Annotated in this window: 16 protein-coding genes; 15 read left to right on the top strand and 1 reads right to left on the bottom strand. The window is 65.8% G+C overall.

What is annotated here, in order from left to right; translation table 11 throughout:
• The first annotated feature begins 24 nt into the window (after positions 1-24).
• Positions 25-3,984, top strand: a complete 3,960-nt coding sequence (locus tag EF834_RS13800) for a DNA-directed RNA polymerase subunit beta' (protein WP_127947818.1) — start codon at positions 25-27, stop codon at positions 3,982-3,984.
• Positions 3,985-4,192: 208 nt separating this feature from the next.
• Entirely contained in the window at positions 4,193-4,393 is a 201-nt protein-coding gene (locus tag EF834_RS13795; protein WP_127947817.1) for a hypothetical protein, read from the top strand.
• A 16-nt stretch (positions 4,394-4,409) separates the two neighbouring features.
• On the opposite strand, the gene EF834_RS13790 is transcribed toward EF834_RS13795, so the two are convergent.
• Positions 4,410-5,219 carry an acyl-[acyl-carrier-protein] thioesterase gene (locus tag EF834_RS13790; protein ID WP_127947816.1) on the bottom strand — a complete coding sequence of 270 codons (810 nt, stop codon included), beginning with the start codon at positions 5,217-5,219 and terminating at the stop codon, positions 4,410-4,412.
• A 141-nt stretch (positions 5,220-5,360) separates the two neighbouring features.
• Between EF834_RS13790 and EF834_RS13785 the strand changes: the two genes are divergently transcribed.
• The 13 genes from EF834_RS13785 (at position 5,361) to EF834_RS13720 (ending at position 20,804) form a co-directional block, all read left to right on the top strand.
• Positions 5,361-6,326: an NADPH:quinone oxidoreductase family protein gene (locus EF834_RS13785; protein WP_127947815.1), complete on the top strand. Its 966-nt coding sequence runs from the start codon at positions 5,361-5,363 to the stop codon at positions 6,324-6,326.
• A 224-nt stretch (positions 6,327-6,550) separates the two neighbouring features.
• Entirely contained in the window at positions 6,551-8,089 is a 1,539-nt protein-coding gene (locus tag EF834_RS13780) for a DHA2 family efflux MFS transporter permease subunit (RefSeq protein ID WP_127947814.1), read from the top strand.
• A 159-nt stretch (positions 8,090-8,248) separates the two neighbouring features.
• Entirely contained in the window at positions 8,249-8,602 is a 354-nt protein-coding gene (locus EF834_RS13775) for a hypothetical protein (protein ID WP_127947813.1), read from the top strand.
• Between the two features lie 108 nt (positions 8,603-8,710).
• Positions 8,711-9,541, top strand: coding sequence for a TIGR03084 family metal-binding protein (locus EF834_RS13770; protein ID WP_127947812.1), 831 nt, complete (start codon positions 8,711-8,713; stop codon positions 9,539-9,541).
• Positions 9,538-11,289: an acyclic terpene utilization AtuA family protein gene (locus EF834_RS13765; protein WP_206615281.1), complete on the top strand. Its 1,752-nt coding sequence runs from the start codon at positions 9,538-9,540 to the stop codon at positions 11,287-11,289. Before EF834_RS13770 ends, EF834_RS13765 begins: the two co-directional genes overlap by 4 nt.
• Complete coding sequence (locus EF834_RS13760) at positions 11,286-12,434, top strand: acyl-CoA dehydrogenase family protein (RefSeq protein ID WP_127947810.1); 1,149 nt, start codon at positions 11,286-11,288, stop codon at positions 12,432-12,434. Before EF834_RS13765 ends, EF834_RS13760 begins: the two co-directional genes overlap by 4 nt.
• The gene (locus EF834_RS13755; RefSeq protein WP_127947809.1) at positions 12,431-14,029 is read left to right on the top strand and encodes an acyl-CoA carboxylase subunit beta; all 1,599 of its coding nucleotides are present in this window, start codon (positions 12,431-12,433) and stop codon (positions 14,027-14,029) included. The genes EF834_RS13760 and EF834_RS13755 overlap by 4 nt, the downstream gene beginning before the upstream one ends.
• 11 nt (positions 14,030-14,040) lie before the next feature.
• A complete protein-coding gene (locus EF834_RS13750) occupies positions 14,041-16,023 on the top strand; it encodes an acetyl/propionyl/methylcrotonyl-CoA carboxylase subunit alpha (protein ID WP_127947808.1) in 1,983 nt (660 codons plus the stop codon).
• A 23-nt stretch (positions 16,024-16,046) separates the two neighbouring features.
• Positions 16,047-17,210: an acyl-CoA dehydrogenase family protein gene (locus EF834_RS13745; protein WP_127947807.1), complete on the top strand. Its 1,164-nt coding sequence runs from the start codon at positions 16,047-16,049 to the stop codon at positions 17,208-17,210.
• 11 nt (positions 17,211-17,221) lie between these two features.
• Positions 17,222-18,007: an enoyl-CoA hydratase family protein gene (locus EF834_RS13740; RefSeq protein WP_127947806.1), complete on the top strand. Its 786-nt coding sequence runs from the start codon at positions 17,222-17,224 to the stop codon at positions 18,005-18,007.
• A gap of 395 nt (positions 18,008-18,402) precedes the next feature.
• Positions 18,403-19,032 (top strand): TetR/AcrR family transcriptional regulator, encoded by a 630-nt coding sequence (locus EF834_RS13735; protein WP_164874135.1) that lies wholly within the window; start codon positions 18,403-18,405, stop codon positions 19,030-19,032.
• 162 nt (positions 19,033-19,194) lie between these two features.
• On the top strand, positions 19,195-19,581 hold the full coding sequence (locus tag EF834_RS13730) for a DUF3558 domain-containing protein (protein ID WP_408014513.1): 387 nt from the start codon (positions 19,195-19,197) through the stop codon (positions 19,579-19,581).
• Between the two features lie 473 nt (positions 19,582-20,054).
• Entirely contained in the window at positions 20,055-20,804 is a 750-nt protein-coding gene (locus EF834_RS13720) for a class I SAM-dependent methyltransferase (RefSeq protein WP_127947802.1), read from the top strand.
• Positions 20,805-21,014: the final 210 nt, after the last annotated feature.

Below are 21,014 nucleotides of genomic sequence, written 5' to 3'. Positions count from 1 at the left end.
ATCCCTCTGGGGAAAGGAAGTTACGTGCTCGACGTCAACTTCTTCGATGAACTCCGCATCGGTCTCGCGACCGCCGAGGACATCCGCAACTGGTCCTACGGCGAGGTCAAGAAGCCGGAGACCATCAACTACCGCACCCTCAAGCCCGAGAAGGACGGCCTCTTCTGCGAGAAGATCTTCGGCCCCACCCGGGACTGGGAGTGCTACTGCGGTAAGTACAAGCGTGTCCGGTTCAAGGGCATCATCTGCGAGCGCTGCGGCGTCGAGGTGACGCGCGCGAAGGTTCGTCGTGAGCGCATGGGTCACATCGAGCTCGCGGCCCCGGTCACCCACATCTGGTACTTCAAGGGTGTGCCGAGCCGGCTCGGCTACCTGCTGGACCTGGCCCCCAAGGATCTCGAGAAGATCATCTACTTCGCGGCCTACGTCATCGTCGGTGTCGACGAGGAGCTTCGCCACAACGAGCTCACCACTCTCGAGGCCGAGATGGAGGTCGAGAAGAAGACCGTCGCCGACCAGCGCGACGCGGACCTCGAGGCTCGCGCCCAGAAGCTCGAAGCCGACATCGCCGAGCTCGAGGCGGAGGGTGCCAAGTCCGATGTCCGCCGGAAGGTCAAGGACGGCGGAGAGCGCGAGATGCGTCAGCTCCGCGACCGGGCTCAGCGTGAGCTCGACCGGCTCGAGGAGATCTGGAACACGTTCACCAAGCTGAGCGTCAAGCAGCTCATCGTCGACGAGTCGCTGTACCGCGAACTGGTCGACCGCTACGGCGAGTACTTCACCGGGGCGATGGGCGCCGAGTCGATCCAAAAGCTCATCGAGAACTTCGACATCGACGCCGAGGCCGATTCGCTGCGCGAGGCCATCCGCAGCGGCAAGGGGCAGAAGAAGCTGCGCGCCCTCAAGCGCTTGAAGGTCATCGCCGCGTTCCAGCAGTCCGGCAACTCGCCGATGGGCATGGTGCTCGACGCCGTCCCGGTGATTCCGCCGGAGTTGCGTCCAATGGTTCAGCTCGACGGCGGCCGGTTCGCCACGTCCGACCTGAACGACCTGTATCGCCGCGTCATCAACCGGAACAACCGACTCAAGCGACTGATCGACCTCGGCGCTCCCGAGATCATCGTCAACAACGAGAAGCGGATGCTTCAGGAGTCCGTGGACGCGTTGTTCGACAACGGTCGTCGCGGCCGGCCGGTGACCGGTCCCGGTAACCGGCCGCTCAAGTCGCTGTCCGACCTGCTCAAGGGCAAGCAGGGCCGGTTCCGGCAGAACCTGCTCGGTAAGCGCGTCGACTACTCCGGCCGCTCCGTCATCGTCGTCGGCCCGCAGCTGAAGCTCCACCAGTGCGGTCTGCCGAAGCTGATGGCGCTCGAGCTCTTCAAGCCGTTCGTCATGAAGCGTCTGGTCGACCTGAACCACGCGCAGAACATCAAGTCCGCCAAGCGCATGGTCGAGCGTCAGCGCCCGCAGGTGTGGGACGTCCTCGAAGAGGTCATCAACGAGCACCCCGTACTGCTCAACCGTGCTCCCACCCTGCACCGCCTCGGAATCCAGGCGTTCGAGCCGCAACTCGTCGAGGGCAAGGCCATCCAGCTGCACCCGCTCGTGTGTGAGGCCTTCAACGCCGACTTCGACGGTGACCAGATGGCCGTGCACCTGCCGTTGTCGGCGGAAGCGCAGGCCGAGGCCCGCATCCTGATGCTGTCGTCGAACAACATCTTGTCGCCGGCGTCGGGCCGTCCGCTCGCGATGCCGCGTCTGGACATGGTGACGGGCCTGTTCCACCTGACCCGCCAGGTCGATGGTGCGCTGGGCGAGTACCAGCCGGCCACAACCGATCAGGCGGACCAGGGCGTGTACTCGTCCCCGTCCGAGGCGCAGATGGCCATCGACCTCGGCGTGCTGTCGGTGCAGGCGAAGATCAAGGTTCGTCTGACCCATCAGCGCCCACCGCGCGACGTCGAGGCGGAACTGTTCCCCGAGGGCTGGAACTACGGCGACGGCTGGACCAGCGAGACCACGCTCGGCCGGGTGATGTTCAACGATCTGCTCCCGACGGACTACCCGTTCGTCAACGAGCTGATGCCCAAGAAGCGTCAGGCGGCGATCATCAACGATCTCGCCGAGCGCTACCCGATGATCGTGGTTGCGCAGACCGTCGACAAGCTGAAGGATGCGGGCTTCTACTGGGCCACGCGATCCGGCGTGACGGTCTCGGTCTCCGACGTCCTCGTGCCGCCGGAGAAGCCGCAGATCATGGAGCAGTTCGAGGCACAGGCAGACCAGATCGAGAAGAAGTACCAGCGCGGTGCCCTCAACCACGACGAGCGCAACGCCGCCCTGGTCAAGATCTGGTCCGAGGCCACCGACGAGGTCGGCAAGGTCATGGAGGCCCACTTCCCCGACGACAACCCGATCCCGATGATCGTGAAGTCCGGTGCGGCCGGCAACATGACTCAGGTTCGCTCGCTCGCCGGTATGAAGGGCTTGGTGACGAACCCGAAGGGTGAGTTCATCCCGCGTCCGATCAAGTCCTCCTTCAAGGAGGGGCTGACGGTCCTCGAGTACTTCATCAACACGCACGGTGCTCGCAAGGGTCTGGCGGACACGGCGCTGCGCACCGCCGACTCGGGTTACCTGACCCGTCGTCTGGTGGACGTCTCGCAGGACGTCATCGTCCGCGAGGTCGACTGCGGTACCGAGCGCGGCATCGTCACGCACATCGCGGAGAAGCAGGCCGACGGGTCGATCATCCGCGACGCGCACGTCGAGACCTCGACGTATGCCCGCACCCTCGCCGCGGACGCGGTCGACGAGAACGGGAACGTCATCGTCGAGCGCGGTCACGACCTGGGCGATCCGGCGATCGACGCGCTGCTCGAGGCGGGGATCACGCAGGTCAAGGTCCGCTCGGTCCTCACCTGCACCACCGCGACCGGTGTGTGTGCCACCTGCTACGGCCGCTCGATGGCGACCGGAAAGCTCGTCGACATCGGTGAGGCCGTCGGTATCGTCGCCGCCCAGTCGATCGGTGAGCCCGGCACCCAGTTGACGATGCGTACGTTCCACCAGGGTGGTGCGGCCGGCGCAGCGGACATCACCGGTGGTCTGCCGCGTGTCCAGGAGTTGTTCGAGGCTCGCGTCCCGAAGGGCAAGGCGCCCATCGCGGAGGTGTCCGGTCGGGTGCAGCTCGAGGATGGCGAGCGTTTCTACAAGATCACCATCATCCCCGACGACGGCGGCGAAGAGATCCTCTACGACAAGCTCTCGAAGCGGCAGCGTCTGCGCGTGTTCCAGCACGAGGACGGCACCGAGCGCCTGTTGGCGGACGGTGACCACGTCGAGGTCGGTCAGCAGCTCATGGAAGGCGCTGCCGACCCGCACGAGGTGCTGCGTGTCATGGGCTCGCGCCAGGTGCAGATCCACCTCGTCAACGAGGTCCAGGAGGTGTACCGGAGCCAGGGTGTGTCGATCCACGACAAGCACATCGAGGTCATCGTGCGCCAGATGCTGCGCCGCGTGACGATCATCGATTCGGGCTCGACGGAGTTCCTGCCCGGTTCGCTGGTCGAACGCAGCGAGTTCGAGGCGGCGAACCGGCGCGTCGTGTCCGAGGGCGGCGAGCCCGCGGCCGGCCGTCCGGTGCTGATGGGCATCACCAAGGCGTCGTTGGCGACAGACTCGTGGCTGTCGGCTGCGTCGTTCCAGGAGACCACCCGCGTGCTGACCGATGCGGCGATCAACTGCCGCTCGGACAAGCTGATCGGTCTGAAGGAGAACGTGATCATCGGCAAGCTGATCCCGGCCGGTACCGGCATCAACCGGTACCGCAACATCCAGGTTCAGCCCACCGAGGAAGCGCGGGCCGCCGCCTACGCGGTGCCGTCCTACGACGATCAGTACTACACACCGGATGGCTTCGGCCAGGGCACCGGTGCTGCGGTTCCGTTGGACGACTACGGGTTCAGCAACGACTACCGGTAGTCGCTCCGCTCGCGTGGATCGTTGACGAGTCGCAGGAGTCGTCAGCCCTTCACCACAGTCGAAGGCCCCACCCCATTCTCTTCGGGGGTGGGGCCTTCGACTGTTTCCCTGGTCCTCCAGCCGTGGAGCCCTGGCGCCGTGGTCCTGGCGCCGCGACTACCCTCGACGACACCCGCCCGATTTGGGTGGTCCGACGAATGGAGACGAGATGGCCGGAAAGAAGATCGATCGAGCCAACGCCCAGACGGCACTCGAAGTAGTGCGGGAGAGCCCGACGATCGCCCTGATTACCGCGGCGCCTGTATTGGTGGTGTTCGGCGTGCTGTGGTGGCTGCTCGGTTTCTGGACCGTACTAGTTCTCGCAGCCGTGCTGGGACTGATCGCCTTCGTCGTCAAGAAGGTGATCTGAATTCACTGATCTGCAGTCACTCGGAGCGCGTCTCCCGACGCTCGACCCGAGCCGCCGCCCGCACCTCGCCGTCGACGAGAAACCACAACGACAGCGACGAGTCGTCGGTTCTCGTGTGGAGCCTGACTTGGTCTCGCCCGTAGATGGGGCTCAGGTGCTCGACGACCGCCCGGTACGGTGCCTCGAGCAGATCCGGTCGCTCTGCCAGGGATTCTTCCACAGCGTGCCAGTAGGCAGCGTTGTTGACGTGATTGAACGGGTCTATGTCGGTGACCCGGAGCGGGAAGATCTGGTCACGATCTTCCCGCTCGTCCGTTTCGGGGGGCATCGAGGGTAGCCACGGCTTCCACCGGAGTCGGTGTTCGTTGGAGGTGAGTGCCAGGCGCTCGAGTAGGCCGTCGCTGATCCGGGCCGGCATCCCAGTCTCGGTTCCGATGTTGATCCAGAAGGCCTCGGTCTCGATCAGGGCGTTCTCGTCGTTGTTCAGTTGGACCCGCATTGACGACCACCGCGTGGAGTGGGCTGCACACCAGCGGCGCAGGTGGATCCGATCGGGCCACACCGCGGGGCGGTGCACGTCGATCACGGTGCGTCGGACCACCCACAAGGGATCGGTCTCGTCGAATCCCAAGGCAACCAGGTTATCCGTGCCGATGTCCTGCAGGTAGCGGGCGATGCCATCGAGTCGCAGGCGGTACTCGGTGTCGACGTCTCCGGTGCGGATGGGGCGTGAGGTCTCGAAGCAATCCTCAGGTGGCGGCGAGGGCGCGAGAACATGCGCTGCGGTGACGGTCTGCGTTGCGGGGGCGATCTGCTCGGAAGCCAAGGTTTTCCCATCGGTCTCTGCTGTTGTCGCCAGCGATTGTGGCAGCTGATCGGCTGGCCGTCACCCCGTTCGTTCACGGGCTGCCCGGCTGGGTAGCGTCGTCGGGAGGGCATCCGGGCCCTACAGATTCGGAGGTGGAAAGTGCGCGCAGTGGTGGTGACGGAGCTGAAGGGACCGTCGGCGATGGAGGTACAGGATCTGCCCGAACCGGATTCGGACGGGCTGGTCCTGATCGATGTAAAGGCCAGTGGCGTGTGCTTCCCGGACCTGCTCATCAGCTATGGCAAATACCAGCATGCCCCGCAGCCGCCGTTCGTGCCCGGTACCGAGGTGGCCGGCGTCGTCGTGAGCGCACCGGAGGGGAGCGGGTTCGAACAAGGTCAGCGGGTGCTGGCGGTATCCAGTCTCGGCGGATACGCCGAGCGCGTTGCGGTCCATCCCGCTGTGGTGCTACCGATCCCGGACGACCTGAGCTTCGAGGAAGCGGCGTCGCTCATCATCAACTACCAGACGATGGAGTTCGCGCTCGGACGCCGCGCCAACCTGCGGCGGGGGGAGACCGTCGTGGTCCTCGGTGCGGCGGGCGGCGTCGGGACATCGACCATCCAGTTGGCGAAGGCGCACGGCGCCCGGGTGATCGCGGTGGTGCGCCGCGATGGTGCCGACGACTTCCTGCGTGAGATCGGCGCCGACGACGTCGTCCGGCTGACCGAAGGGTGGGCCGGCCGGGTCCGGGAACTCACCGGCGGGCGTGGTGCCGACGTCGTCGTCGACCCCGTTGGCGGGGACGCCTTCGACGACGCCGTCCGGACCCTCGCAGCGGAGGGGCGACTGGTCGTGATCGGTTTCGCGGGCGGGGACATCCCGTCGGTCAAGCTCAATCGGGTCCTGTTTCGGAACATCAGCATCGTCGGCGCCGCGTGGGGTGAGTTCCTGCCACACGATCCGTCTGCGCTCGCCAAGACTCATGCTGCGCTGCTCGAGCACGTCCGCGCGGGGCTGCGCCCCATCGTGAAGGCTCGGTATCCGCTGGCGTCGGCCGCAGAAGCTCTCGCGGATCTCGAGGCCGGTCGTGTACTCGGAAAGGCAGTCCTCGTCCAGGAATGAGTGTGCTTCTGCTCACGTAGGGGTTCGGTTACCCCGAAAATCCGTTGCTGCTTGTCACAGGGGCATGGTGTCGTGGACGGGCCACGGCGGGGTCGCCGAGGGCAGACATGACGATCTCCGAGCGTTCGCGTCGGCTGAGCGAGCCGAACCGAAGACGGTTGCTCGAGATCATTCAACCCTCTCGCGGGTGACCCCTCGCGAGCCCGAAGTCAGGAACTCTGCACATGACGACGCCCAACTCGACGTTCGAGCCCCGATCGGGGGCCCGGGAGTCGGACAAGATCGACGGCGCGGTCTTGAAGATCTCATCCGTGGTGGTGCTCGGAGCCGTCATGTCCATCCTCGACGTGACGGTCGTGAGCGTCGCGTTGACGACGTTCTCGCAAGAGTTCGACACCACCATGGCGGTCGTCGCCTGGACCATGACCGCCTACACGCTCGCACTGGCCACAGTCATCCCGGTCACGGGCTGGGCGGCCGACCGCTTCGGCACCAAGCGGCTGTACATCACCGCGCTGATCTTGTTCGTGATCGGCTCGGTGGCCTGCGCATTCGCGTGGGACATCACGTCGCTCATCGCCTTCCGGGTGGTCCAGGGCCTCGGCGGAGGCATGTTGATGCCGCTCGGCATGACGATCATGACGCGCGCGGCCGGCCCGGATCGGGTCGGCCGGGTCATGGCGGTGCTGGGGATTCCGATGCTCCTCGGCCCGATCGGGGGCCCGATCCTGGGCGGCTGGCTGATCGATGCTGCCAGCTGGCATTGGATCTTCCTCATCAACCTGCCGGTCGGCCTCGTCGCTCTGGCCGCTGCCGCGAAGCTGCTGCCCAAGGATGAGCCGAGTCCGTCCCAGACCTTCGACGTCGTCGGCATGCTGCTGCTATCGCCGGGTCTCGCGCTCTTCCTGTTCGGGGTCTCGTCGATCCCGGAGGTGGGCACGATCGCCTCGGCTCGGGTGCTGGTCTCGGCTGGCCTCGGACTCGCGCTGATCCTGGGCTTCGTCTTCCATTCGCTCCGCAAGGACCACCCGCTGATCGATCTGCACCTGTTCGAGAACCGGCAGCTGACGATCGCGGTCACGACCACGACGATGTTCATCATCGCGTTCATGGGCGCGGGTTTGTTGTTCCCGAGCTACTTCATCCAGGTGCGCGGCGAGTCCGCTTTGGCCGCGGGTCTGCTGATGGCCCCGCAGGGTATCGGTGCGATGGTGACGATGCCGATCGCCGGGCGGCTGGTCGACAAGATCGGTTCGGGCAAGATCGTTTTGACGGGTTTGCCGCTGATCGCGGTCGGCTTGTCCACGTTCACGCAGCTGACTGCGGACTCGTCGTACCTGCTGTTGACCGGCTCGCTGTTCGTGATGGGTCTCGGCATGGGCTGCACCATGATGCCGCTGATGGCGGCTGCGCTGGTCACCCTCGAGAACGAGATGATCGCCCGTGGTTCGACCTTGATGAACATCGTCCAGCAGACTGCCGGCTCGATCGGTACCGCGACGATGTCGATGGTGCTGACGAACCAGCTGCTCGACCGGCCCGATGCCGGCATGGCGGTCGCGTCCCGGGAGGAGCCGGCGATCGCGGAGCAGGTTCCGCAGTCGATGCTCGACCAGGGATTCGGCGCTGCAGCGGATGCTTTCGCAGGTACGTTCACCGTGGCGTTCGTAGTTGCCGTGTTGACGCTGATTCCGGCGTTCTTCCTCCCCCGTCGGCGCTCCACGCCGACGACCGAGGACGTTCAGCCGGCGATGGTGCACTGAGACGCCGGACTCTCGAGTCCGGACTCCCTAGGGCCCCCAAGCGATTCCTCGCTCGGGGGCCCTAGGCGTGTTCGCGGCCGCCTCGGCGTGCCACATCGACGCTGTCGGCAGCCGGTTCTATCCTGGCCAGAGGAGCCTCGAACAGGGAAGGGGCGCATCATGGCTGCAGAGCCTGGCGTCACACACAACCCGGACAATGCTTCGCACTGGCACTACTACGCGGTGGTGGGCACCACGATCGGGGGCGGTCAGACGCTCGCCGAGTTCGGCCCGCATGACACCGCACTCTCGGCGCTGCAGATCGCCGTCAATTCGGTCAACCACACTGCGTTCTCGGTCTTCGAACAAGGCGTCGCCGGAAACATGCTTGCCGAATCGACGACGGTGGAGCGTCTGCCCATCACGAACTTCACCGTGGAACGGCACAATCGGGTCACCCGAGTGCCGGATCTGGAATGGTCGCTTACCGGCGGCCGCCGGACCCGGGCTACCACTGCCGACATGACGGCCTGACCGGCACCATTCGCGATGTGCGGACAGCCTTCTCCGAATAAACAATCAGCCCTGCTTGATTTTTGACCACCCCGGTGTGATGCTGGTCAAACATTCGAGGAGGGGTGTGTGGCTGACCTGAAGAAGATCGTCGATGACCTGAGCGCAGAAGGTGCAGCGCTCGATGCGCTCGTCGCGGACCTGCCGATCGAGCAGTGGGCCCTGACGACCCCGGCGGAAGGCTGGACCGTCGCGCATCAGATCGGACATCTCGCGTGGACCGACCGGGCTGCACTGATTGCGGCTACCGACGAGGAGGCGTTCGCGGCGCAACTCGCCGAGGCGTGGAAGAACCCGCTCGGCTTCGTCGACGAGGGAGCCGAAGTCGAGGCACAGCGGCCTCCGAACGAGCTCTTGGCCGACTGGCGAACCACCCGCGAGAAGCTTGCCGAAGTGCTGCTGGGCGTCCCGGCCGGAACCAAGCTGCCCTGGTTCGGGCCGCCGATGAGTGTGGCATCCATGGCGACCGCTCGGTTGATGGAGACGTGGGCTCACGGGCGCGACGTGGCGGACACACTCGGAGTGTCGGTCGAGCCGACCGACCGTTTGAAGCACATTGCGCGCCTGGGTGTCCGGACCCGCAACTTCGCGTACACCGTCAACGAGCTCACCCCGCCCGCCGATGAGTTCCGGGTGGAGTTGACCGCTCCGGATGGCTCCGTCTGGGCGTGGGGCGAGGACGAGGCGCAGCAGCGGGTGACCGGTCCGGCCGAGGACTTCTGTCTGCTCGTGACGCAGCGCGTTCACCGCGGCGACACCGCCTTGCAGGCGGTGGGCACGGACGCAGACCGATGGCTCGACATTGCACAGGCTTTCGCTGGTCCGCCCGGTTCGGGCCGCGGCGAAAACGCTGCGCAGACCGGCGGGCTCGAGGCGGCAGGGGCAGAGGCGGCGCAGTGAGTGTGCGCATCGGCAACTGCTCGGGGTTCTACGGTGATCGGTACTCCGCGATGCGCGAGATGCTCGAGGGCGGCGACCTCGACTACCTGACTGGCGATTACCTCGCCGAACTCACCATGCTGATCCTGGGTCGCGACCGGATGAAGGACCCGTCGCGCGGCTACGCGAAGACGTTCCTGCGCCAGGCCGAGGACTGCCTCGGGCTCGCCCTGGACCGCGGGGTGAAGATCGTCACCAACGCCGGTGGGGTGAACCCGGCCGGGCTCTCCGACGCCCTGCGGGAGGTCGCGGACCGGCTCGGACTCAGCGCACGTATCGCCCACGTCGAGGGCGACGACCTGATCGCGCGGGCTGCGGAACTTGGACTCGACCGCCAGGGCGACCCAGCTACTCCGCCGCTGACCGCTAACGCCTACCTCGGAGCGTGGGGCATCGTGGAGTGCCTGAACGCCGGCGCAGACGTCGTCGTCACCGGTCGGGTCACCGACGCGTCGGTGATCGTCGGACCCGCGGCTGCGCACTTCGGCTGGGCGCGAGACGAATTCGACAAGTTGGCGGGGGCCGTGGTCGCCGGGCACGTGATCGAGTGCGGCACGCAGGCCACAGGCGGCAACTACTCGTGGTTCACCGAGATCCCCGACCTCACGCGCCCCGGCTTTCCGATCGCGGAGATCGACGCCGACGGTTCGTCGGTGATCACCAAGCACGCAGGGACTGGGGGAGCGGTGACCGTCGACACGGTCACCGCCCAGTTGCTGTACGAGATCACGGGCGGGCGTTACGCCGGACCCGACGTCACCGCGCGGATGGACTCGATCCGGGTGTCCGACGACGGACCCGATCGGGTCCGGATCTCCGGTGTCACCGGTGAAGCGCCACCGCCGCAGTACAAGGTGTCTCTCAATGCGCTCGCCGGCTTCCGGAACGAGGCCACCTTCGTACTCACTGGCCTGGACATCGAGGCGAAGGCCGAACTGGTTCGGCAGCAGATGGATTCGTGGCTTGGGCGCAAGCCCCGAGAGCTCGAGTGGACGCTCGCGCGTACCGATCACCCGGACGCCGACACCGAGGAGGCCGCGAGCGCGCTGCTTCGCTGCACTGTCCGTGACACCGATCCCGACGTCGTCGGCCGCGCGTTCTCGTCGGCCGCGGTCGAACTCGCGCTCGCGAGTTACCCGGGATTCACGCTCACGGCGCCGCCGTCGAACGGTCAGCCGTATGCAGTGTTCACACCCGGCTACGTCGATGCGGACCAGGTGCCGCACGTGGCGGTCCTGCCCGACGGCACCCGCGTCGACATCGCCGTCAGCCCACAGACACGGGCCCTCGAGGACGTGCCCGAGCCCACACTGCCCGAGCCCACAGCGCCGGCACCCTCCACCCCGTCCGAGACCGTGACCGTCCCGCTCGGGACGATCGCGGCCGCCCGCAGCGGCGACAAGGGCGGCAACGCCAACGTCGGCGTGTGGGTCCGTACCGACGAACAGTGGCGCTGGCTGGTCGACGCCCTCACCGTCGACGAGGTGAAGCGGATGTTGCCGGAGGCGAAGGAACTCGACGTCGTTCGACACGTCCTGCCGAATCTTCGGGCCGTCAACTTCGTGATCGAGGGCATCCTCGGCCGCGGTGTCGCGTCGCAGGCCCGGTTCGATCCGCAGGCCAAGGGCCTCGGCGAGTGGCTGCGCAGCCGGCACATCGAGATCCCCGCCGACCTGGTTCCCCTTTCCGCTGAGGAGGGACACGTATGAGTGTGTGGGAAACGCCCGAGCGTCGGCAGTTGCGTAAGACCGTCCGCGGTTTCGTCGAGCAGGAGATCCTCCCGTACCTCGACGACTGGGAGCGTGACGGCGAGATCCCGCGGGAGTTGCATCGCGAGGCGGCGGCGTTGGGCCTGCTCGGCGCGGGCTTTCCCGAGGCGGTCGGAGGCGATGGTGGCGATCTGGTCGATGCCATGCTGATTTGCGAGGAGATGCACGAGGCCGGCGCGTCCGGCGGGTTGTTCGCGTCCCTGTTCACCTGCGGGATCGCCTTGCCGCACCTCATCGCGGCGGGTGACCGGCGGCAGATCGACCGATGGGTGCGGCCCACCCTCGCGGGCGAGAAGATCGGTTCGCTGGCGATCACCGAACCGGGTGGTGGCTCCGACGTCGGGCACCTGCGTACGACGGCGGCGCGGGACGGCGACCACTACGTCGTCAACGGCGCCAAGACGTTCATCACCTCGGCCGTCCGCGCAGACTTCGTAGTCACCGCGGTTCGCACCGGCGGTGCCGGCGCGTCCGGGGTGTCGTTGCTGGTGATCGAGAAGGGCACACTGGGGTTCGAGGTGGCTCGCAAGCTCGACAAGATGGGCTGGCGGGCATCGGACACCGCGGAGTTGTCGTTCGTCGACGCCCGGGTTCCGGTAGAGAATCTCGTGGGCGCGGAGAACTCGGGGTTCGCGCAGATCGCGCAGGCGTTTCTCACCGAACGAATCGCGCTGGCCGTCCAGGCGTACGCGAGCGCGCAGCGGTGCCTGGACCTGACCCTGCAGTGGTGCCGCGACCGTGAGACGTTCGGGCGTCCGCTCATCTCGCGGCAGGGCGTGCAGACCACCCTCACCGAGATGACGCGACGGGTGGACGTCGCCCGCGTCTACACCCGTACCCTCGTCGAACGCTCGCTCACATCGAACGAGGATTTGGTCGCGGAAGTGTGTTTCGCCAAGAACACCGCGGTCGAGGCGGGCGAGTGGGTGGCCAACCAGGCGGTGCAGTTGTTCGGTGGCATGGGCTACATGGCAGAGTGTGAAGTGGAGAGGCAGTACCGGGACATGCGAATTCTGGGTATCGGGGGCGGGACGACGGAGATCCTTACCTCGCTGGCGGCCAAGCGTCTGGGGTACCAGTCATGACGATTCTGAAGTCGGCACTGGACACGAACTCGCCGGAGTACCAGTCGGCGGCGGAGTCGATGACGACCAAGCTCGTCGAACTCGAAGCCGAGCACGCGAAAGCCCTTGCCGGAGGCGGGGAGAAGTACATCGAGCGCCACCACGCCCGGGGCAAACTGCTCGCTCGGGAGCGCATCGAACTCCTGCTCGATCCGGACTCTCCCTTCCTCGAGTTGTCTCCGCTCGCCGCGTGGGGCACCGAGTTCCCCGTGGGCGGGTCCACCGTCGTCGGCATCGGCGTCGTCAGCGGTGTCGAGTGCCTGATCGTGGCGAACGATCCCACGGTCCGGGGCGGCACGTCCAACCCTTGGACGCTCAAGAAGGGCTTCCGTGCGAACGACATCGCGCTCCAGAACCGGCTGCCGGTGATCTCGCTCGTCGAGTCCGGTGGTGCCGATCTGCCGACGCAGAAGGAAGTCTTCATCCCCGGTGGACGGATGTTCCGTGACCTGACCCAGTTGTCGGCGGCCGGCATCCCGACCATCGCGCTCGTCTTCGGCAACTCCACCGCGGGCGGTGCCTACATCCCCGGCATGTCCGACCACGTCGTCATGATCAAGGAACGTTCCAAGGTCTTCCTGGCCGGGCCCCCGCTCGTGAAGATGGCGACGGGCGAGGAGTCCGACGACGAATCGCTCGGCGGCGCCGAGATGCACGCCCGCACCTCCGGTCTGGCCGACTACTTCGCTGTGGACGAGCAGGACGCGATCCGTATCGGCCGCAGCATCGTCCGGCGTCTCAACTGGAAGAAGCAGGGACCGGCGCCGCGGGCCGAGGTGATCGAACCCCTGGAGGACCCCGAGGAACTGCTCGGCATCGTCCCGCCGGACCTGAAGATCCCGTTCGATCCGCGCGAGGTGATCGCACGTATCGTCGACGGCTCCGACTTCGACGAGTTCAAGCCGCTCTACGGCTCGTCGCTCGTGACCGGGTGGGCCGAGTTGCACGGCTACCCCATCGGCATCCTGGCCAACGCGCGCGGCGTCCTGTTCAGCGAGGAGTCGCAGAAGGCCACGCAGTTCATCCAGTTGGCCAACCGATCGAACACGCCACTTCTGTTCCTGCACAACACCACCGGTTACATGGTGGGCAGGGAGTACGAGGAAGGCGGCATGGTCAAGCACGGATCGATGATGATCAATGCGGTTGCCAATTCGACCGTCCCGCACATCTCGATCCTGCTCGGTGCATCGTACGGCGCCGGCCACTACGGCATGTGTGGGCGCGCTTTCGATCCCCGCTTCCTGTTCGCATGGCCCAGTTCCAAGTCCGCAGTCATGGGTGGTGCGCAACTCGCGGGCGTCATCTCGATCGTCGGCCGCGCGTCCGCCGAGGCACGTGGACAGGTCTTCGACGAGGAGGCCGACGCGGGTATGCGAGCCATGATCGAGAACCAGATCGAGGCCGAGTCGCTGCCGACGTTCCTGTCCGGGCGTCTGTACGACGACGGAGTCATCGATCCCCGCGACACCCGCACGGTGGTGGGAATGTGCCTGTCGGCCATTGCCAACGCCCCGATCGAGGGCACCGAGAACTTCGGTGTCTTCCGGATGTGAGTAGGACCAGCGTGAGCATTTCAGACATCACTTCCGTACTGGTCGCCAACCGCGGCGAGATCGCCCGCCGGGTCTTCGCGACGTGCCGTCGCTCGGGCGTCGGAACCGTCGCGGTGTTCTCCGACCCGGACGCCGACAGTCCACACATCGCCGATGCGGACGCAGCGGTCCGACTGCCCGGTGCGGTGCCCGCCGATACGTACCTGCGGGCCGACGCGATCGTCGCTGCAGCCCAGGCATCCGGAGCCGACGCGATCCATCCCGGATACGGATTCCTCTCAGAGAATGCCGATTTCGCTCAGGCCGTCCAGGCCGCCGGGTTGACCTGGATCGGACCTCCCGCCAAGGCGATCGAACTGATGGGCTCGAAGGTCGAGTCCAAGCGGATCATGGCGGAGGCCGGTGTTCCGGTTCTCGCGGAACTCGACCCCGACGCGGTGACCGAGGCCGACCTCCCGGTGTTGGTCAAGGCATCCGCCGGTGGTGGCGGCCGCGGAATGCGCGTCGTGCGCGAACTGTCGAAGCTGCCTCACGAGATCGAGGGGGCCCGCCGGGAGGCGCAGTCCGCGTTCGGCGATCCGACGGTGTTCTGCGAGCGCTACCTCGAGACGGGACGCCACATCGAGGTCCAGGTGATGGCCGACCAGCATGGCACGGTGTGGGCCGTCGGCGAGCGCGAGTGCTCGATCCAACGTCGTCACCAGAAGGTGGTCGAGGAGGCGCCGTCTCCACTCGTCGAACGCATTCCGGCCATGCGCACCAAACTGTTCGAGGCCGCGCGGCTCGCAGCCGGTGCCATCGGATATCAGGGTGCCGGAACCGTCGAGTTCCTCGCCGACGAACAGGGTGACTTCTTCTTCCTGGAGATGAACACCCGACTCCAGGTGGAGCACCCGGTCACCGAATGCACCACCGGACTCGACCTCGTGGAGTTGCAGCTACAGATCGCCGGTGGCGCCGAGCTGCCGGCCGACCCGCCGCCGCTTCGGGGCCATTCGATCGAGGTGCGCCTCTACGCAGAGGACCCCGCACACGGCTGGCGACCCCAGAGCGGAACCGTCGAACATATCGAAATTCCTGGCAGTGTAGCCGAATTCGAGGTTCTCGACCGGACCGGTGTGCGGCTGGACTCGGGCGTCGAGGACGGCTCGGTGGTGAGCGTCTTCTACGATCCGATGCTCGCCAAGGTCATTTCCTATGCGCCCACCCGCGCGCAGGCCGCGCAGGTCCTCGCGTCGGCGCTGACCCGCACTCGCCTGCACGGATTGCAGACCAACCGCGACCTACTCGTGAACGTCCTGCGGCATCCGGCATTCCTGGCGGGGGACACGGATACCGCGTTCTTCGACACGCACGGACTCGACGTCCTGTCGCGTCCGCTGGCCAACGCGACCGCCGAATCCTTGTCGGCGTTGGCGGCGGCCCTCGCCGATGCCGCCGCCAACCGTGCGGTCGCGCCTGTGGTCGGTGGACTGCCGAGTGGCTGGCGGAACCTGCCGTCGCAGCCACAGGTCAAGCGGTACAGCGGGATTCACGGCGATCACGACATCCGCTACCTGTTGACCCGTTCGGGGATGAAGGCCGATGACTTCGAGGATGTGTCGCTGATCTCGTCCGCGCCGGATCGAGTAGTGCTCGACGTCGGCGGAGTTCGCCGCTCGTTCGACGTGTCCGGCTACGGCGACGTGGTGTGCATCGACTCGCCGCTCGGGCCCGTGACGCTCACGGCCGTTCCCCGGTTCGTCGACCCGTCGATGTCCGTCGCCGAGGGCTCGCTGCTCGCGCCCATGCCCGGTGCGGTCATCCGCCTGGGTGCCGCACTGGGTGATCAGGTCGAGGCGGGTCAGCCTATTCTGTGGCTCGAGGCCATGAAGATGGAGCACACCGTCAAGGCGCCGACGTCGGGTGTGCTTGCCGAACTCCCCGTCGTCGTCGGTCAGCAGGTCGACGTAGGGTCTGTCCTGGCAGTTGTGGAAGTCCCCGCGTCGAACTAGGCACGGGCAAAAGGAGAGAGAGCATGAGCAGCTTCATCGAGACGGAGGAACAGAAGGACTTGCGGGCGGCGGTGTCCAAGCTCGCAACGCGCTTCAACTACGTCGACTACGTCCTGCCGAAGGCGCGCAAGGGCGAACCGCTGACCGAACTGTGGAACGAGGCGGGCAAGCTCGGCTTCCTCGGGGTGAACATTTCGGAGGAGTACGGCGGCGGGGGAGCGGGCATCTACGAGCTCGCGCTCGTGCAAGAGGAACTCTCCGCGCAGGGCGCCGGGCTGTTGCTCGTGGTGGTTTCGCCCGCGATCTGCGGCAGCATCATCGGCAAGTACGGCACTGAGGCCCAGAAGCAGGAGTGGCTCACCGGGCTGGCCGACGGCTCGAAGATCATGGCGTTCGCCATCACCGAACCTGACGCCGGCTCGAATTCGCACCAGATCACCACGACTGCCCGGCGCGACGGCGAGGACTGGATCCTCCGGGGCAACAAGGTCTTCATCTCCGGTGTCGACCAGGCAGACGCTGTCCTCGTGGTCGCACGCACCGAGGATCACAAGACCGGCAAGCTGAAGCCGGCGCTGTTCATCGTCCCCACCGACTCCGAGAACCTGGTCTCGACGCCTATGGAGATGGACATCGTCGAACCCGATCACCAGTTCACCCTCTTCCTCGACGACGTGCGGCTTCCGGCGGATGCTCTCGTCGGCTCCGAGGATGCGGCGCTCATGCAGCTGTTCGCCGGGTTGAACCCCGAGCGGATCCTGGGTTCGGCGATGGCGATCGGGATGGGGCGATGGGCCCTCGAGGCGGCAGCGAAGTACGCGAAGGAGCGCACGGTCTGGAAGAGCCCGATTGGCGCGCACCAGGGCATCGCACATCCGCTCGCGCAGTGCAAGATCGAGCTCGACTTGGCGAAGCTGATGATGCAGAAGGCAGCAGCCCTCTACGACAGCGGCGACGACTTCGGGGCCGCCGAGGCCGCGAACATGGCGAAGTACGCAGCCGGTGAAGCCTCAATCAAGGCGCTCGACCAGGCGATCCAGACGCACGGCGGCGGCGGACTGACCAAGGAATACGGGTTGTCGGCAATGCTCGGCGCTGCCCGCATCGGGCGGATCGCACCGGTGAGCCGCGAGATGATCCTCAACTTCGTCGCCCAGCACTCGCTGGGTCTGCCGAAGTCCTACTAGAGGTAGGGAAGATGACGGATCGCCTCGTTCGGTACGAGATCGCCGACGGTGTGGCGACTCTGACCCTCGACTCGCCGCACAATCGCAACGCCATCTCGACCAGGCTCGTCGAGCAGCTGCGGCAAGGCTTGGCCGACGCGGCCACCGACGCCGCGGTCCGAGCTGTCGTGCTGACCCACACCGGCGGCACTTTCTGCGCGGGCGCGGACCTGTCGGAGGCGAGTGCCGTGGCAGAGTCGACCCCGGAAGGGCTCGCCGCCGAACGCACCAAACAGATGACCGACTTGCTCCGAGCGATCGTCGAGTTGCCGAAGCCGGTGATCGGACGGATCGACGGACACGTCCGGGCGGGCGGTATGGGACTGGTCGGCGCGTGCGACATGGTCGTTGCCGGGCCGGAGAGTACGTTCGCGCTCACGGAGGTGCGTCTCGGCCTCGCAGCGTCCATCATCTCGCTGACCGTCATCCCGAGGCTCACCCCCCGGGCGGCAGGTCGTTACTTCCTTACGGGGGAGAAGTTCGGTCCGCGCGAGGCTGAGGCGATTGGCCTAATCACTTGGGCAGCCGAGGATTCGAGTGAGGCCGTACGGGAGTTGGCCTCCACGTTGCGGGCGTGTTCACCGCAGGGGCTGGCCGAATCGAAGAAGCTCACGACCATGCGGATGCTGGCCGACTTCGACAGCTACGCGAAGGTGCTGGCGGAGCAGTCGGCGGGGTTGTTCGGCTCGGAGGAGGCCGTCGAGGGAATGACGGCGTTCCTGCAGAAGCGGCCACCGAGGTGGGCGGTCGACGGCTGAGACGAGTGCGGGACCTGTTCCGATATCGGAACAGGTCCCGCTACTTTCGTAGGCTTGGATCAGCCAAGACCAGCGAGCGAGCCGGCGATGAAGCTCAGGCCGGCGAGGACGTCGCTCATGCCCTCCGCGAACTCAGCGATATCTCCGAGGGTGGGGATTTCTTCAACAGAACCCATAATTGCTCCTGTAGAGGTGATGTGATGAGGCAAAGAAGGACGTCCCTTCCCGTCCCCTTTTGTAATAGGTTTGAGATGCTTCCGCAATCACCATGTGGGCGGGATCACCTCATTTTGCACACTGTTAACCTGCGGAATGTCGGCCGTTCGCTCAGGAGGTAGGCAGCCGCAGTGGATGTGATCGCGGGGACGTGGGGAGAGACCGGGAGAGGGCGCTGAGTGATGCGTGCACCACAACAGGACCGGAGCCGCGTGACCCGGCAGCGGCTCCTCGAAGCGACGGTCGACAGCCTGGTCGAGTTCGGTTGGTCGGCTACGACGGTGGCGGTGGTCGCTCAGCGTGCAGGCGTCTCGCGCGGGGCGGCACAGCATCATTTCCCCACGCGCGAGGATCTCATCACCGCGGCGCTCGAGTTCATGTTCGATAGCCGGATGGAACAGGCGCGCCGTGAGGTCACTGAACTGCCTGAAGGGAACGGGCGCACCGAAGCGGTGATCGGCCGACTCGTCGACTACTACACGGGAACGCTGTTCAAAGCGGCACTGCAGGTATGGACCGCGGCGGCCGCCGACCCCGAACTGCGGGCGCGCATCCTTCCGCTCGAGGAGCGGTTCGGTCGGGTTGCGCACCGCACTGCTATCGAGAGTCTCGGGGTCGACGACTCGGACCCCACCGTCCGGCGGCTCGTACAGGCCACCCTCGACCTCGCGCGCGGGCTTGGGCTCGCCGATATCCTGACCGACGACTCGCGCCGTCGGACAGAGATCGTGCGGTGCTGGTCGGCACAGCTCGACGCCGCGCTGACGTCGCTCGCACCGGCAACGCCACCCGCGTCGCCCGCGCTCTGACCCGCAGGGTTCGGCACTATGTCACGCAGGCAGGTGGGCGTCCCAGTGTGTCCTGGTGGGCCTTTTGGTGCTCGCGGGATGCGGTGCGACCGACATTCACGCCGGGACCGAAACGTCCAGGAGCGCGAGGCAGATACACGGGATTTCTTCGGGGAGTACGGTTTGGTCACCGACGATGAGGTCGCCGGGGCATTCGCAATCCGTGGGTTCGCGACTGTCGTCCGCAATTTGGTGGGCTGCCAGTGGCAAATGTCGGCGCAGGACGGTCAGGGTGCTCCGCACGTGTCGTTTTCCTGGTACCGAGGCAGTCCCATCGGACGCGAGCGGGCAGATAGTGAATTGATCGGGCGTCCGGCTAACGACATCGAGGTTGGCGGTCATCCGGGGTTCGTCGCCTCCGGTTCGGGCCGGCCGTGCGAACTGGGGGTCCAGTTCGACGACGACTTCGTGCACTGGTCGACCTGGTACGCCGGCGAGGTGCCGACGGCCGATCCGTGCGCAGCGGCCCGACAGCTCGCGGAACTGACCGTGTCGAGGGCCGTGCCCTGAGCAGGTCGGGATTGAGGACCGAGTGAGACCGGTGTAGCGGCTACACCGAGTGAGAAGGATGTCGGGATGGGCAGTTGCGCCAGCGTCACCTGGCGTGTGGACAGGATTGTTCCGCGCCGCCGCAGGCGTTCGGCTCGGTCAACTTGAACCGAAGGCGTTGATCACCGCGGACGGCTATCGGTTTGGCGGATGCGCCAAGGCGGCGGCGGTACCTGTGCGAGACACGATCTCACTTCGCTTCGCGCCGTCGGCTTTAGCGGGTCGACGCTCCCTGAGGAGTCGTCATTGTGGTTGTCCGAGAACGTAGCGCATAGCTGCGGTAAACGCCCTCGATGAGTCGGGCAAGCCCATTCGAGACCTGGCTTTGCTGGTATCAAGACGTGACAGCGCCCCGCGAGTAAACTTCGGGTAGACGGTCGCAAGCTGTGCGGGATGGGTGCTCGATGCGGCCGCATATGGATCATGGGGGCAGCATGGTCATCGATTACAACGAAGGCCTCATCGCTGAGAAGTATGAGCAGACCAAGGACTTTCCTGTCCGATCCCGTATCGAGGCGTACTCGTTCCTGAAGCATGTCGGTGACGTGAAGGGTCGAAAGGTTATCGATGTCGCTTGCGGTTCAGGGGATTTCACCCGAATTTTCCGCCGGGCCGGCGCTGACCCGATGGTGGGGCTGGACATTTCCGAAAAGATGATCGGACTGGCCCGAAAGCAGGAGGAGCGGGAACCGCTGGGTATCGAGTACATCGTTGCTGACGCCCGCTCGGTTGTGCCGCAACAGGATTTCGACGTCGCGGTCGCCGCTTACCTGCTGATGTACGCGCGAGACCGCGACGAACTCGGGCGCATGTGCCGTGGCTTGGCGTGCCGCGTCAAGTCGGGAGGACGGTTCGTCACCATCACCACCAATCCGGACTTGTACTCGTTTAGCAAGGTGCCCAACTATCGCAAGTATGGATTCTCGATAGAGCTGGCCGAGTCCGTGTTCGAGGGAGCACCGATCCAGTTGACGGCACTCCTGGATGATTCCCCCCTTGTCATCATGAACTATTACCTGCCGATCGACGCGTATGAATCAGCCTTCCGTGATGCTGGGTTCCGTGATTTCGCGGTGCACATGCCCGAACTGTCACCCGCGCCCGAGGCTGGCGACGAGGGCGACTACTGGGATGACTACCTGAACTTTCCACCCGCGGTTGTCATGGAGTGTGTCCGGGAGTGACGTGGTACGGCACCTGCTCATGCCCTGTCCAACGCGAGTCTGATGACTGTGAATTGGCAGCTCAATATTGTTCTCTTCGTGAAGAACTGGTCTGATGGGCGCCACATCGAGTCGAAGGGAAGAGTGATCCAGTTTTCAACCTGGATTGTCTGCGGATCTGTGTGTCCCGATCGCTGCTGTAGGTGAAAGCACCTCTCCTGCAATCGATAA

It is taken from the genome of Rhodococcus spongiicola (assembly GCF_004011835.1).
Lineage (GTDB): Bacteria > Actinomycetota > Actinomycetes > Mycobacteriales > Mycobacteriaceae > Prescottella > Prescottella spongiicola.
This window is presented reverse-complemented; position numbering and strand designations above follow the sequence as displayed.